At 70.0% G+C, this 14,064-nt stretch carries 12 protein-coding genes; 9 read left to right on the forward strand and 3 right to left on the reverse strand.

Going from position 1 to position 14,064, the window contains the following annotated elements; genetic code table 11:
* Positions 1 to 41: 41 nt before the first annotated feature.
* The 5 genes from AB0I94_RS39760 (at position 42) to AB0I94_RS39780 (ending at position 4,930) form a co-directional block, all read left to right on the forward strand.
* On the forward strand, positions 42 to 1,541 hold the full coding sequence (locus tag AB0I94_RS39760; RefSeq protein ID WP_363314689.1) for a molybdopterin-binding protein: 1,500 nt from the start codon (positions 42 to 44) through the stop codon (positions 1,539 to 1,541).
* Positions 1,529 to 2,650 carry a potassium channel family protein gene (locus AB0I94_RS39765; RefSeq protein ID WP_363314690.1) on the forward strand — a complete coding sequence of 374 codons (1,122 nt, stop codon included), beginning with the start codon at positions 1,529 to 1,531 and terminating at the stop codon, positions 2,648 to 2,650. Before AB0I94_RS39760 ends, AB0I94_RS39765 begins: the two co-directional genes overlap by 13 nt.
* Before the next feature lie 83 nt (positions 2,651 to 2,733).
* Complete coding sequence (locus tag AB0I94_RS39770) at positions 2,734 to 3,711, forward strand: NAD(P)H-quinone oxidoreductase (RefSeq protein ID WP_363314691.1); 978 nt, start codon at positions 2,734 to 2,736, stop codon at positions 3,709 to 3,711.
* 159 nt (positions 3,712 to 3,870) lie between these two features.
* On the forward strand, positions 3,871 to 4,284 hold the full coding sequence (locus AB0I94_RS39775) for a hypothetical protein (RefSeq protein ID WP_363314692.1): 414 nt from the start codon (positions 3,871 to 3,873) through the stop codon (positions 4,282 to 4,284).
* 103 nt (positions 4,285 to 4,387) lie between these two features.
* Complete coding sequence (locus AB0I94_RS39780; RefSeq protein ID WP_363314693.1) at positions 4,388 to 4,930, forward strand: bacterial proteasome activator family protein; 543 nt, start codon at positions 4,388 to 4,390, stop codon at positions 4,928 to 4,930.
* A 138-nt stretch (positions 4,931 to 5,068) separates the two neighbouring features.
* On the opposite strand, the gene AB0I94_RS39785 is transcribed toward AB0I94_RS39780, so the two are convergent.
* Positions 5,069 to 6,709 (reverse strand): protein kinase, encoded by a 1,641-nt coding sequence (locus AB0I94_RS39785; RefSeq protein ID WP_363314694.1) that lies wholly within the window; start codon positions 6,707 to 6,709, stop codon positions 5,069 to 5,071.
* Positions 6,710 to 7,004: 295 nt separating this feature from the next.
* On the opposite strand from AB0I94_RS39785, the gene AB0I94_RS39790 reads away from it, so the two are divergent.
* Positions 7,005 to 8,585, forward strand: coding sequence for a protein kinase (locus AB0I94_RS39790; protein WP_363314695.1), 1,581 nt, complete (start codon positions 7,005 to 7,007; stop codon positions 8,583 to 8,585).
* 72 nt (positions 8,586 to 8,657) lie between these two features.
* Here AB0I94_RS39790 and AB0I94_RS39795 read toward each other — a convergent pair whose 3' ends face one another.
* Positions 8,658 to 9,095 (reverse strand): pyridoxamine 5'-phosphate oxidase family protein, encoded by a 438-nt coding sequence (locus AB0I94_RS39795; protein ID WP_363314696.1) that lies wholly within the window; start codon positions 9,093 to 9,095, stop codon positions 8,658 to 8,660.
* Between the two features lie 124 nt (positions 9,096 to 9,219).
* Positions 9,220 to 9,882, reverse strand: coding sequence for a response regulator transcription factor (locus AB0I94_RS39800; RefSeq protein WP_363314697.1), 663 nt, complete (start codon positions 9,880 to 9,882; stop codon positions 9,220 to 9,222).
* Between the two features lie 381 nt (positions 9,883 to 10,263).
* Here AB0I94_RS39800 and pdhA point away from each other — a divergent pair, with 381 nt between their 5' ends.
* The 3 genes from pdhA to AB0I94_RS39815 are packed head-to-tail and all read left to right on the forward strand — an operon-like array spanning position 10,264 to position 13,960.
* Positions 10,264 to 11,442 (forward strand): pyruvate dehydrogenase (acetyl-transferring) E1 component subunit alpha, encoded by a 1,179-nt coding sequence (gene pdhA / locus AB0I94_RS39805; RefSeq protein ID WP_363314698.1) that lies wholly within the window; start codon positions 10,264 to 10,266, stop codon positions 11,440 to 11,442.
* Positions 11,443 to 11,444: 2 nt separating this feature from the next.
* Complete coding sequence (locus AB0I94_RS39810) at positions 11,445 to 12,425, forward strand: alpha-ketoacid dehydrogenase subunit beta (protein WP_363314699.1); 981 nt, start codon at positions 11,445 to 11,447, stop codon at positions 12,423 to 12,425.
* An 11-nt stretch (positions 12,426 to 12,436) separates the two neighbouring features.
* Positions 12,437 to 13,960, forward strand: coding sequence for a dihydrolipoamide acetyltransferase family protein (locus AB0I94_RS39815; RefSeq protein ID WP_363314700.1), 1,524 nt, complete (start codon positions 12,437 to 12,439; stop codon positions 13,958 to 13,960).
* The last annotated feature ends 104 nt before the right edge of the window (positions 13,961 to 14,064 follow it).

A 14,064-nucleotide genomic window follows, 5' to 3' on the forward strand; every position in this document is an offset into this window, starting at 1 on the left:
CTCGGCCAGGACGCGCCGGACAGCACGCGGCCGGATGCCGGATGAGTGGGCAGCCTGTGCCGGATGCCGAGCTCGATGAGGCTCTCGCCCTGGTGAATGATGACCACGGCCGCAGGACCGGCAGGCGCCCCGGCGCCGAGCCCGTCGGCGGCGCACCCCGAAGCGCGCCGGACGACACCGCGCCCCGGCCCTCGTGCGCGCCCGTCCCCACGCCCACTGCCTCCGCCGCGCCGCGCCCCGGCGAGCAAGGGCCGACACCGCCGAACGGCGGCGGATCCGCAGGCGCCGAGAACCAAGCCCCCGGCAGCCGGCCCGAGCACCGCGACATCACCCCCTGGCCCGTCGCCCGCACCGCTGCCGGGCGTGCCCCGCGGCCTGCGTCCTCCGCATCCGTGCCCGTCACCGTCCCCCTGGGGCAAGCGCTCGGTCTCGTGCTGGCGGCGCCCCTCGTGGCGCTCACCGATCTGCCCCCGTTCGACACCTCCGCGATGGACGGCTGGGTCGTCGCGGGGCCCGGCCCCTGGGACGTTCAGGCCGACGGGATTCTCGCCGGGCACGGGCGGCCGGAACCGCTCTCCGACGGGGAAGCCGTGCGGATCGCGACCGGGGCGCGGATCCCGCAGGAGGCCACCGCCGTCATCCGCAGCGAGCACGGCCTCACCGACGACAAGGGGCGGCTGCACCCCCGGCGTGATGTCACTCAAGGGCAGGACATCCGCCCACGTGGTCAGGAGTGCCGTTCCGGTGACCGGCTCCTGCCGCCCGGCGCCCTGGTGACCCCGGCGGTGCTCGGCCTCGCGGCGGCCGCGGGGTACGACGAACTGCCCGTGGTCCCCCGCCCAAGCGCCGAAGTGCTGATCCTCGGGGACGAGTTGCTGACCGAGGGACTCCCCCACGAGGGGCTCATCCGGGACGCGCTCGGGCCCCTGCTGCCGCCCTGGCTGCGCTCGCTCGGCGCGGACGTCATCGCCGTACGCAGGCTGGGTGACGATGCCGAGGCGCTCCACCAGGCCCTCACGAGCTCCGCCGCCGACCTCATCGTCACCACCGGCGGCACCGCCTCCGGCCCGGTCGACCACGTCCACCCCATCCTGCGCCGCATCGGCGCCGAACTCCTCGTGGACGGAGTCGCGGTCCGCCCGGGGCACCCCATGCTGCTCGCCCGCATCCGCCCCGATCAGCACCTCGTGGGCCTGCCCGGCAATCCGCTGGCCGCGATCTCCGGCCTGCTGACCCTGGCCGAGCCCCTGCTGCGTACGCTCTCGGGGCGCCCCGCTCCGTCAACGTACACCGCTGTTCTGCGCGAGGACGTGCACGGACACCCGCACGACACCCGTCTCGTCCCCGTCTCCCTCAGCGCCGACCACGCCGTGCCCCTGCACTACAACGGCCCGGCGATGCTGCGAGGCATCGCGGTGGCCGACGGGCTCGCGGTCGTCCCGCCGGGCGGCGCGCGGCGCGGTCAGGAACTGGAGGTCCTCGACCTCCCGTGGGCCGGACCCGACCCGCACACCGACACGGCCGGGGAGTGTTTCACGTGAAACTTCCCGGCCACGACGCCATCGCCCGCAACCCCGACGAACACCTCGTCACCCACCGGATCAAGCTGCCGCGCCAGATCGTCGAGCGGCCCCTGAGGCAGGTCGCCAAGCGACTCCTCATGGCGCTCGCGGTACTCGCCCTGACGACCTTCATCGTCTGGATCGACCGCGACGGGTACCACGACAACTCCGACAACCGGCTCGACTTCCTCGACGCCGCCTACTACTCCACCGTCACGCTCTCGACCACCGGTTACGGCGACATCGTGCCGTACAGCGACAGCGCGCGGCTCTGCAACATTCTCCTGATCACGCCGTTGCGCGTGCTTTTCCTGATCATCCTGGTCGGCACCACTCTCGAAGTGCTCACGGAACGTACGCGCGAGGAATGGCGTCTGAACCGCTGGAGGTCCAACTTGCGTGAACACACCGTCGTCGTCGGCTTCGGCACCAAGGGGCGCTCGGCGATCCAGACCGTCTGTGCGACAGGTCTGAAGCCCGAGCAGATCGTGGTGGTCGACCCGAGCGCGAAGGTCGTCGACGCCGCCACGGCGGAGGGGTACGCGGGCGTCATCGGCGACGCGACGCGCAGCGACGTGCTGCTCCGTGCCGAGGTGCAGCGCGCCCGGCAGATCATCATCGCGACCCAGCGGGACGACACCGCTGTCCTGGTCACGCTGACCGCCCGGCAGATGAACCGCGGGGCGAAGATCGTGGCCGCGGTGCGTGAGGAGGAGAACGCCCCGCTGCTTCGCCAGTCCGGCGCCGATGCCGTGATCACCAGCGCCAGCGCGGCGGGACGGCTGCTCGGTCTCTCCGTGCTCAGCCCCAGCGCGGGCATGGTCATGGAGGACCTGATCCAGCAGGGCAGTGGGCTCGATCTCGTCGAGCGGCCGGTGATAAAGGCCGAGGTGGGTCTCGGCGTCCGGGAGACGGACGACCTGGTCGTCAGTGTCGTACGAGGTCATCGCGTGCTCGGGTACGACGATCCCGCCGTCGGGAAGCTGCAGTTGATGGACCGCCTGATCACCATCGTGCGGGCGACGCCGACGTCACCGATGGCGCCCGACGCCCGGTCGAGTCCGCCGCGCGGAGGCCTGCGGACGTAGTCGGGCCGAGTCGAATCCGCCGCGCGGAGGGTCTGCGAACGTAGTCGGGCCGACAGGAAAGCGCAGAGAGTAGCCTCGCCCGCATGCATGCGATCACGATCCCCGAAGCCGGCGGACCCGAAGCGCTCGTATGGGCCGAGGTCCCCGATCCCGTACCCGCCGAGGGCGAGGTGCTGGTCGACGTCGTGGCCAGCGCCGTGAACCGCGCCGACCTGCTCCAGCGCCAGGGCTTCTACAACCCGCCACCCGGATCGTCGCCCTATCCGGGCCTCGAATGCGCGGGCCGTGTCACCGACATCGGCCCGGGTGTCTCCGGCTGGAAGATCGGCGACGAGGTGTGCGCGCTGCTGGCCGGCGGCGGCTACGCCGAGCAGGTCGTCGTCCCCGCGGGACAGCTGCTGCCCGTGCCCGACGGCGTCGACCTCGTCACGGCGGCCGCGCTGCCCGAGGTGACCTCGACCGTCTGGTCCAACGTCTTCATGATTTCCCACCTCCGGCCCGGCGAGACGTTCCTCGTGCACGGCGGCTCCAGCGGTATCGGCACCATGGCGATCCAGCTGGCGAAGGCCGTCGGCGCCAAGGTGGCGGTCACCGCGGGCACCAAGGAGAAGCTGGACTTCTGCCGGGAGCTCGGCGCGGACATCCTCATCAACTACCGCGAGCAGGACTTCGTCGAGGAGATCAAGAGCGCCACGGACGGCGCGGGCGCGGACGTCATCCTCGACAACATGGGCGCCAAGTACCTGGACCGGAACGTACAGTCCCTCGCCACCAACGGCCGTCTCGCGATCATCGGCATGCAGGGCGGAGTCAAGGGTGAGCTGAACATCGCCACGCTCCTCGGTAAGCGTGCCGCCGTCACCGCCACCTCCCTGCGGGGCCGTCCCGCCGAGGAGAAGGCGTCGATCGTCGCGGCGGTGCGCGAGCACGTGTGGCCGCTGATCACCACCGGCCACGTGCGCCCGATCGTCGACCAGACGGTCCCGATGAGTGACGCGGCTGCCGCCCACCGCGTCCTGGAGGAGAGCAGCCACATCGGAAAGGTGCTGCTCGTCCGCTAGCCGCGCCCGCGGGTCGACCGACCGCGCCCCCCGCCCCTTCGGGCGCGGGGAACGGAACTCAAGATGCCGGACAAGCGTCACCATGTGACGCTTGCTCCAGCTTCAGTGATCTCTGCTTCAGTGATCTCTCCGACCCGGTAACGGGAGGGAGTCGGCGCGGTGACTCCATGGCTTCGCCCCTTGTTGATCCTGACGGTGCTGATGGCCGTCTCCCCCGTCTCCCTCTCGTACGCGGCCTCGTACGCGGCCGAACCCTCTCCCCGTGAGAGCCGCGCCGGAAGCGTCCCCGGCGAAGGGCGTGCCAGGCCCGGCCGGGATGAACCCGCGCCGTCGGTCGCGGCGTCCGAGCCGCCCCGCAGGCCACCCCGGCAGATCCCCACGCCCGCCGCCACCCCGCCCCCCGCGGTGCGGCCCCAGGACCCCCAGGACCCGGCGACCACCGCCTCCGACGCCACCCGGCGGACGGCCACCGGACCCGTCGTACCCGCTCCGCGCGTCCTGCCGCTGGGCAGCGGCCTGGTGCTCATCGGCCTCGGTCTCGGGTTCTTCGCCGTGCGGATGCGGCGGAGCTGAAAAGGAGGACGGTCTGACACGTCCGGCCCCTTCGTACACGGTGGATCAGCGGCAAATGGGGGCACCACCGATGTGTGATGTACGGGTGCGAGAGAATGGCGGCATGGAGATGCCGAGGAACGAAAGGTCGCCCGAGAGCCCGCAGGTCCTGGTCGTGGGCCAGGACGGAATGGCACTCGGCGGCGGCGGAGACGACGAATCCCGCGAGGTCCCGGTGACGGACATGGTCGAACAGCCGGCGAAGGTCATGCGGATCGGCAGCATGATCAAGCAGCTGCTCGAGGAGGTGCGGGCGGCACCTCTCGACGAGGCGAGCCGGGTGCGGCTCAAGGAGATCCACGCCAGTTCGGTCAAGGAGCTCGAGGACGGTCTCGCCCCCGAGCTCGTCGAGGAACTGGAGCGTCTCTCCCTCCCCTTCACCGACGACGGAGTACCCAGCGACGCCGAACTGCGCATCGCGCAGGCCCAGCTCGTGGGCTGGCTCGAAGGGCTCTTCCACGGGATCCAGACGGCCCTGTTCGCACAGCAGATGGCGGCGCGGGCGCAGCTCGAATCGATGCGGCGCGCGCTGCCGCCCGGTGTGGGCGGCGGGGAGGACGAAGAGGACGGCGGCATCGCGGGGCGGACCGGAGGGCCTTACCTCTAGGCGGTAGCCGGACGGCAGTTGGACGGTAGCCGGATACGACGACGTGAAGGGCCCGGTCACGAGGTGACCGGGCCCTTCACGTCAGATGCTGCCGCTGACCAGGCTGCGGCTGATCAAGGCTGCGGCTAATGCGGCCGGTCAGGCCGGGTTGCCCGTGGAGAGGGTGAACTCGATCTCCACGTCGTCCGGGTCGATGTCGGAGCCTTCCTTGGGGGACTGCATCATGACCGTGTCCTTCCCATAGGTGTTCTCGTCCATCGTGCGCTTGTCGAACTGCCAGCCGGCCGCCTGCAGGCACTTCTGCACCGAGCGCCAGTCCCTGAACGTGAAGTCAGGGACCTTGATCTTGTTCTCGTCGTTGTACGCCGTCTCGGGTTCGGTGCACTCTTCGGTCTCGATCGTCTTCGACCGGTCCGGCCCCCGGTACCCCGCCACCGGCGCACTCGACTTCTTGCCCTTGGCTTCCTTGCCGCCGTCGTCCCCGCCGCTCAGCGACACCGCCGTGATCACACCGCCGATGGCGAGCAACGCGACGACGATCGAGCCGACGATCACCGGCATGTTCCGCTTGCCGCCGCCCGAGCCCGATCCGCCGCTCTGTGCAGACGTCTGCGCCGGCTGCGGCGAGAGCGTGTACGGGGGAGGGGTCTGCGAGGCCTGAGGGGCGTACGCGTTGGTGGGCGCCGGGGTCGGGTAGCCACCCTGCTGCGGGTAGCCGTAGCCCGGGGTCACGGGGTTCGGCGCCGGGGTGGCAGGGCCGTACGGACCCGGCTGGTACGGCGTCTGGACGCCGCTCTGCTGCGGGAGCGAGGAGTCGACCGGCGGGAAGACCGCGGCGCCGACGCCCGCGCCGCTCGCCGTCTGGGCGCCCGGCACGATGCTCGGCGCGGCAGCCTGCAGGGACTGGGCGACGCGCAGGCACTCGTCGCGCATCGCCTCGGCGGTGGGGAAACGCTCGTTGGGGTTCTTCTTCAGCGCGCGGGCGACGATCGCGTCCACCGCGGGCGGCAGCGAGCGGTTGATCGAGGACGGAGCGACCGGCTCCTCCTGGACGTGCGCGTACGCGATGGCCAGCGGTGAGTCCGCCTCGAAGGGCAGCCGCCCGGTGGTCAGCTGGAACAGCATGATGCCGACGGAGTAGAGGTCGGACCGGGCGTCCACGCCGCGGCCGAGCGCCTGCTCAGGGGAGAGGTACTGGGGGGTGCCGACGACCATGCCGGTCTGCGTCATGGAGGTGACGCCGGACTGCATGGCGCGGGCGATGCCGAAGTCCATGACCTTGACGACGTTGCGCTTCGTCATCATCACGTTGCCGGGCTTGATGTCGCGGTGGACCAGGCCCATCTCGTGGCTGATCTCGAGCGCGGCGAGCACATCGGCGGTGATCTTCAGCGCCTGGTCGGTCGGCATCGCGCCGAACTGTGTGACGGACGCGTCGAGCACGGAGCCGAGCGGCTTGCCCTCCACGTACTCCATGACGATGTACGGCATCGTCGCGCCGTCGAGGTCTTCCTCGCCGGTGTCGAAGACCGAGACGATGTTCGTGTGCGTGAGCTTGGCCACCGCCTGGGCCTCGCGGCGGAAGCGCTCGCGGAAGGACTGCTCGCGGCCGAGTTCGCTGTGGAGCGTCTTGATAGCGACTTGGCGGTCGAGTACGGAGTCGTACGCCAGGTGGACGGAGGCCATGCCGCCCTCACCGAGAAGATCGCGCAGCTGGTACCGGCCACCGGCCAGCGAGCGCCCCGCATACCGTCCCTGTGCGCCGTCCTGGCTGCTCATGTCGTGCGTCCCCCATCGGCGCGGTGTGCCGGACGGCTCCGCGATCGGTGATCGATTCCCGCTATTCCTGGCCAAGTCTGCCCGAGGGCACCGACACGTCAAGCTCGATGCCCGTTCCGTGACCGTACGCGCAAGAAGCGTCTCGGAAGCGTTACAAGTTTGCGCGCGGGGGCACTCGGCGGGTTTGATGTCCGGTCCACCTCGAACCGCCGCGCCGCGCGAAGGCTGTAGCGTGGCCCGGCGGGGTTCCCCCGGTACCACCGAGCACCACGACCAGAAACGACGGCGAGGACTGATGGCACAGACGCAGCGCGCTCAGGGCCCGTCCGACCCCGAGGCGACTGGCGGCGGTATGTCAGATGCGCCGGAGTTGTGGGGCAACGGCGGGCTTGTAGGGGACGGCCGGTATCGGCTGACCCGCAGACTCGGCCGGGGCGGCATGGCCGAGGTGTTCGCGGCCGAGGACGTACGACTTGGTCGTACGGTCGCCGTCAAGCTGCTCCGCTCCGACCTCGCCGAGGACCCGGTCTCCAAGGCCCGCTTCACACGCGAGGCCCAGTCGGTCGCGGGGCTCAACCACCATGCGGTGGTGGCGGTCTACGACTCCGGCGAGGACGTCGTCGGGCCGAGTGTCGTCCCGTACATCGTCATGGAGATCGTCGAGGGCCGGACGATCCGCGAGCTGCTGCTCAACGCGGAGGCGCCGGGTCCCGAGCAGGCGCTGATCATCGTCTCCGGGGTGCTCGAGGCGCTCGCGTACTCGCACCAGCACGGCATCGTGCACCGTGACATCAAGCCCGCGAACGTCATCATCACCGAGACCGGCGCGGTCAAGGTGATGGACTTCGGCATCGCCCGTGCGCTGCACGGCGCCCAGTCGACGATGACCCAGACCGGCATGGTCATGGGCACGCCCCAGTACCTCTCCCCGGAGCAGGCGCTCGGCAAGGCCGTCGACCACCGTTCCGACCTGTACGCGACCGGCTGTCTGCTCTACGAACTCCTCGCCCTGCGGCCGCCGTTCACCGGTGAGACGCCGCTCTCCGTGGTCTACCAGCACGTGCAGGACATCCCCGTGCCGCCGTCCGAGACCTCGGACGCGGCGCCGCCGGAGCTGGACGGCCTGGTCATGCGTTCGCTCGCCAAGGACCCGGACGACCGGTTCCAGACCGCGGAGGAGATGCGCGGTCTGGTCCAGTACGGGCTGCAGATGCTGCACGAGCAGGGCAGCCACACCGGGACCTGGAACACCGGTCCCGTCGACGTCGCGGGCATGCACGAGGGCGGCAGCACCCCGGCGATGGGCGTCGCCGGTGCCGCCGCGATGCAGCACCCGGGCGACTCGGGCACCGCGCAGATCCCGGGCGCCATGCTGCGTCCGCCGGGCAGCGACGACGGCGGCTTCGACGGCAGTCACCGTGACGGGAACGGTGGCGGCCGGGGCAAGGTGTGGATCCTTGCCGTGCTTGCGGTCATCGCGATCGCCGTGGGCGTCGCGTTCGCCCTGACGGCGGGCGACGACAAGACCAAGGACAAGGACACCCCGACCAAGGCGCCGACGAAGCAGTCGGAGACGAAGAAGCCGAGCAAGAGCGCGGACGAGGAGACCTCGGACGAGACCGCGACGCCCGGCGACGGGTCCGGCGGTCAGGGCGACTGGACGCCGGAGCAGCCGAACACCACCGGCCCGACGGCTCCCACGACGCCCACCGAGAGCCAGCCGACGGACGACCCGACGGAGCCGACGGACGACCCCACCGAGCCGACGGACGACCCGACGACGCCGACCGACGACCCCACCCCCACCGGCGGTGGTGACGAATCGCCGGTTACCGGCGGCACGGAGGGCGAGGCCAACGGCGGCGCCGAAGGCTGAGCCGAGGCGTACAGGCCCGTGGTACGGGCCCGTGAACGAGACGCACGCGCGCGTGTATCGCGGTGTACGGGTTCAGAAGCTGCGCTGAAGCTGCCGCTGACGGCCGCCGTAGAGGGTGTGCACCGTGGCCAGCTGCGGCTCTATGCGCAGGTAGACCGGGTCATAGAGCTCACCGTCCACGTAATGCGGGCCAGGGCCGAAGAGTTCCAGCTCGGCGGTGGTCGGTTCGACGGCCTCGCACAAGCCGACGAACTGCACGGTCCACTGCCCCGTGCGCGCGGTCTCGGCGCTGAGGTTGTCCGCCCCGTAGGCGATGACGCTGCCGATGCAGGCCTCGTGGTACCCGTATCCCCTGTGCATCCGCAGCAGAATCCGGCCGTCCATAACGACGTGGCGGGCCGCGGCGAGGAAGGGCAGCGCACGCATGCTGGTCGCGACCCGGCCGTAGTCGGTGCGGCCGAGCAGTTCGAAGGCGAGCCGTTCGTCCTGTTCCTGAGCGTCGGAGGGCATGCGTCCACCCTCTGGCACCGGCGGGGGGCCGGGTAAGGGCACCCCGCCCCTAGGGACCGGGGACGTAAGTCCCGTTTCCGGCCACAAAACGTCACGCGTGGTGACCGGCTGCCTCAGCCCCGCCTCAGTGCTGCCGTTCGGCCTGCATGCGGGCCACGTAAGCGGCCGCCTGGGAGCGTCGCTCCATGCCGAGCTTGGAGAGCAGGCTGGACACGTAATTCTTGATCGTCTTTTCGGCGAGGTGCAGCCGTTCGCCGATCACCCGGTTGGTCAGGCCCTCGCCGATCAGGTCGAGGATCTTGCGCTCCTGGTCGGTGAGGTTCGCCAGACGGTCGTCGCCCTTGGGGGTGTTTCCGTCGCGCAGCCGTTCCAGGACGCGGGCCGTGGCGACGGGGTCGAGCAAGGACTTTCCGGCTGCCACGTCACGTACGGCGGAGAGCAGTTCATTGCCGCGGATGGCCTTCAGGACATAGCCGGAGGCGCCCGCCATGATCGCGTCGAAGAGAGCCTCGTCGTCCGCGAACGAGGTGAGCATCAGGCATTTGATGTCCTCGTTCTGAGAACGGATCTCGCGGCATACCTCCACGCCGCTGCCGTCCGGAAGGCGCACGTCCAAAACGGCCACGTCCGGCTGTGTCGCCGGGATTCTGACCAGGGCGTCCGCCGCTGTTCCGGCCTCCCCGACGACCTCGATGTCGGACTCGACGGAGAGCAGCTCATGGACTCCTCGCCGCACCACTTCGTGGTCGTCGAGGAGAAATACCGTAATTTTTCCGTCTTCGCGCACGGAGTCAGTCTCACACACGATCTCTGTCGATGCCCGAGCTGAACCCTTCCCGTGCGTGGGGTGGCCGGGATAACGTGCCGGTGTTCCGGCCCCCTGCCAGGCTGTGATCAGTGCTGTGACCAGGAACTGTTCCCGACTTTCTGGATTTACTCGGTAATCCAAGCAGTCAGATACTTGGAAATCCAAGCAAATTCGCAGGTCAGATGGGGTTTCACAGAATTGGGAAGCACTGGGTAACGTGCATTGTGCAGGGCGCTCGCCGGGGCACCTGTCACGCCTGTTCCCGGCCGAGTCGCACCCACCCCGTGCGCGGGCACGGACCAGGCGAGCCGCACTGGCTTACCCGGTAATCCCGGGGGCCGGACCGACGGAGGAGCACACGTGACCGTGGAGAGCACCGCCGCGCGCACACCGCGCCGCAGCAGTACCAGCGGCGGCAAGCGCGCAAGCGCCAAGAAGGCCGCGCCGAAGAAAAGCACGGAGCCCCAGCTGATCCAGCTGCTGACCCCCGAGGGCAAGCGGGTCAAGAATCCTGAGTACGACGCGTACGTCGCGGACATCACCGCCGACGAGCTGCGCGCCCTGTACCGCGACATGGTCCTCACCCGCCGCTTCGACGCCGAGGCCACCTCCCTGCAGCGCCAGGGCGAGCTCGGCCTGTGGGCCTCGCTGCTCGGCCAGGAAGCCGCCCAGATCGGCTCCGGCCGCGCCACCCGCGAGGACGACTACGTCTTCCCGACCTACCGCGAGCACGGTGTCGCCTGGTGCCGCGGGGTCGACCCGACCAATCTGCTCGGGATGTTCCGCGGCGTGAACCACGGTGGCTGGAACCCGAACACCAACAACTTCCACCTGTACACGATCGTCATCGGCTCGCAGACCCTGCACGCCACCGGTTACGCGATGGGCGTGGCCAAGGACGGCGCGGACTCGGCCGTGATCGCGTACTTCGGGGACGGCGCCTCCAGCCAGGGCGATGTCGCCGAGGCCTTCACCTTCTCCGCGGTCTACAACGCTCCCGTCGTGTTCTTCTGCCAGAACAACCAGTGGGCGATCTCCGAGCCCACCGAGAAGCAGACCCGGGTGCCGCTCTACCAGCGCGCGCAGGGCTTCGGCTTCCCTGGTGTGCGGGTCGACGGCAACGACGTGCTCGCCGTGCTCGCCGTCACCAAGTGGGCCCTGGAGCGGGCGCGTACGGGCGAGGGCCCGGCGCTCATCGAGGCGTTCACCTACCGCATGGGCGCGCACACCACGTCCGACGACCCGACCAAGTACCGCAACGACGACGAGCGCGAGGCCTGGGAGGCGAAGGACCCGATCCTGCGCCTGCGGACCTATCTCGAGTCCGAAGACCACGCTGATGAGGGATTTTTCGCGGAACTCGAGGCGGAGAGCGAAGCGTTGGGCAAGCGAGTGCGAGAGGTGGTGCGAGCGATGCCGGATCCGGATCTGATGGCGATCTTCGAGAACGCGTATGCGGACGGGCATGCGCTGGTCGACGAGGAGCGCGCGCAGTTCGCCGCCTACCAAGCGTCCTTCGCTGAAGAAGGCGGTAAGTGACCATGGGCGTACAGAAACTTCCCCTTGCCAAAGCGATCAACGAATCGCTGCGTACGGCGCTGGACACCGACCCCAAGGTCCTCATCATGGGCGAGGACGTCGGCAAGCTCGGCGGCGTCTTCCGCGTGACGGACGGGCTGCAGAAGGACTTCGGCGAGGACCGTGTCATCGACACGCCGCTCGCCGAGTCCGGCATCGTCGGCACGGCCATCGGCCTGGCCCTGCGGGGTTACCGCCCGGTGGTGGAGATCCAGTTCGACGGCTTCGTCTTCCCTGCGTACGACCAGATCGTCACGCAGCTCGCGAAGATGCACGCCCGTGCACTCGGCAAGATCAAGATGCCGGTCGTCATCCGCATTCCGTACGGCGGCGGCATCGGCGCGGTCGAGCACCACAGCGAGTCGCCCGAGGCGCTGTTCGCCCACGTGGCGGGGCTCAAGGTCGTCTCGCCGTCGAACTCCTCGGATGCCTACTGGATGATGCAGCAGGCCATCCAGAGCGACGACCCGGTGATCTTCTTCGAGCCGAAGCGGCGTTACTGGGACAAGAGCGAGGTCGACACCGACGCCATCCCCGCGCCGCTGCACAAGGCCCGCGTCGCCCGCGAGGGCACGGACCTCACGCTCGTCGCGTACGGCCCGATGGTGAAGGTCTGTCTGGAGGCCGCGGCGGCCGCCGCCGAAGAGGGCAAGTCCCTCGAGGTCGTTGACCTGCGCTCCATGTCGCCGATGGACTTCGACGCGGTGCAGTCCTCGGTCGAGAAGACGCGCAGGCTCGTCGTGGTCCATGAGGCCCCCGTCTTCCTGGGCGCGGGCGCGGAGATCGCGGCTCGCATCACCGAGCGCTGCTTCTACCACCTCGAAGCTCCCGTGCTGCGGGTCGGCGGTTTCCACGCGCCGTATCCGCCGGCGCGTCTTGAAGAGGAGTACCTGCCGGGCCTCGACCGGGTGCTCGACACTGTCGACCGCTCGCTGGCGTACTGAGGGAGAGGGTCGTGACGACGATGACAGACGCTGCGCTGGCCGAGTTCAAGATGCCCGACGTGGGCGAGGGGCTCACCGAGGCCGAGATCCTCAAGTGGTTCGTGGCACCCGGTGACACGGTCACCGACGGGCAGGTGGTGTGTGAGGTCGAGACGGCCAAGGCCGCCGTCGAACTGCCCATTCCGTTCAACGGGGTCGTACGGGAACTGCGCTTTCCCGAGGGCACCACGGTCGACGTCGGCCAGGTGATCATCGCGGTGGACGTGTCCGGCGGAAACACGCCTGCCGCGCCCGCCGCCCCCACCGATGCCTCCGCCGAGCCCGCCCCCGCCGAGGCCACCGCCCCGGTGGAGGAAGCCGCTCCCGCCGAGGAGGCCGCCCCCGTGGGCCGGCAGCCCGTGCTCGTGGGCTACGGGGTCGCCGAGGCCTCGACGAAGCGCCGCGCGCGCAAGGCCGCTTCGGAGCAGGCCGAGGCCGCCGGGACGTACTACGCGGCAGCGGTCCAGGCCGAGCTGAACGGCTCAGGCTCCGGAACGGCCGCCGCCGCTTCCGGCTCCGCTGCCTCCGCCTCTGCCGCATCCGCGGCGACCGCCGCCCCCACGGGCAGTCGGCCGCTGGCCAAGCCGCCGGTGCGCAAGCTCGCCAAGGACCTGGGAGTCGACCTCACGTCCATCGTCCCGTCCCATCCCGACGGGATCATCACGCGCGAGGACGTGCACGCGGCGGTGGCTCCGGCCGCCGCCCCGGCCCCGCAGTCCGCGCCGGAGCAGGTGGCCGCCGAGGCCTCCGCTCCCCACACCGCCCCCGCCGCAGCCCCCGCGGTCGGTGGCGACGCCCGCGAGACCCGCGTCCCCGTCAAGGGCGTCCGCAAGGCGATCGCCCAGGCGATGGTCGGTTCGGCCTTCACGGCGCCGCACGTCACGGAGTTCGTGACGGTGGACGTGACGCGGACGATGAAGCTGGTCGATGAGCTCAAGGTGGACAAGGCCTTCGCGGGCCTGCGCGTCAATCCGCTCCTGCTCATCTCCAAGGCGCTGCTGGTGGCGGTCCGGCGCAACCCGGACGTCAACGCGTCCTGGGACGAGGCGAACCAGGAAATCGTCCAGAAGCACTACGTGAACCTGGGCATCGCCGCCGCGACCCCGCGTGGCCTGGTCGTCCCGAACATCAAGGACGCGCACGCCAAGACGCTGCCGGAACTGGCCGCTTCCCTGGGCGAGTTGGTGTCCACGGCCCGCGACGGCAAGACGTCGCCGGCCGCGATGCAGGGCGGCACGGTCACCATCACGAACGTCGGCGTCTTCGGCGTCGACACCGGCACGCCGATCCTGAACCCGGGCGAGTCCGCGATCCTCGCGGTCGGCACGATCAAGCTCCAGCCCTGGGTCCACAAGGGCAAGGTCAAGCCGCGTCAGGTGACGACGCTCGCGCTCTCCTTCGACCACCGCCTGGTCGACGGCGAGCTCGGCTCCAAGGTCCTCGCCGACGTGGCGGCGATCCTGGAGCAGCCCAAGCGGCTCATCACCTGGGCGTAGACCCCGGCCGTACGGAGAGGTCGTACGGATAGGCCGTACGGAAAAGCCGTACATCAAGCCAGCACGTCAGAGGGGGGCCTCCCGAACCCGTTCGTCGGGGCACC

The sequence above is a fragment of the Streptomyces sp. NPDC050147 genome (assembly GCF_040660195.1).
GTDB lineage: Bacteria > Actinomycetota > Actinomycetes > Streptomycetales > Streptomycetaceae > Streptomyces.

Coding starts and splice junctions, on each gene's coding strand:
- AB0I94_RS39760 (WP_363314689.1), top strand. CDS start 42: ATGAGTGGGCAGCCTGTGCCGGATGCCGAGCTCGATGAGGCTCTCGCC.
- AB0I94_RS39770 (WP_363314691.1), top strand. CDS start 2,734: ATGCATGCGATCACGATCCCCGAAGCCGGCGGACCCGAAGCGCTCGTA.
- AB0I94_RS39780 (WP_363314693.1), top strand. CDS start 4,388: ATGGAGATGCCGAGGAACGAAAGGTCGCCCGAGAGCCCGCAGGTCCTG.
- AB0I94_RS39785 (WP_363314694.1), bottom strand. CDS start 6,709: ATGAGCAGCCAGGACGGCGCACAGGGACGGTATGCGGGGCGCTCGCTG.
- AB0I94_RS39790 (WP_363314695.1), top strand. CDS start 7,005: ATGGCACAGACGCAGCGCGCTCAGGGCCCGTCCGACCCCGAGGCGACT.
- AB0I94_RS39795 (WP_363314696.1), bottom strand. CDS start 9,095: ATGCCCTCCGACGCTCAGGAACAGGACGAACGGCTCGCCTTCGAACTG.
- AB0I94_RS39810 (WP_363314699.1), top strand. CDS start 11,445: ATGGGCGTACAGAAACTTCCCCTTGCCAAAGCGATCAACGAATCGCTG.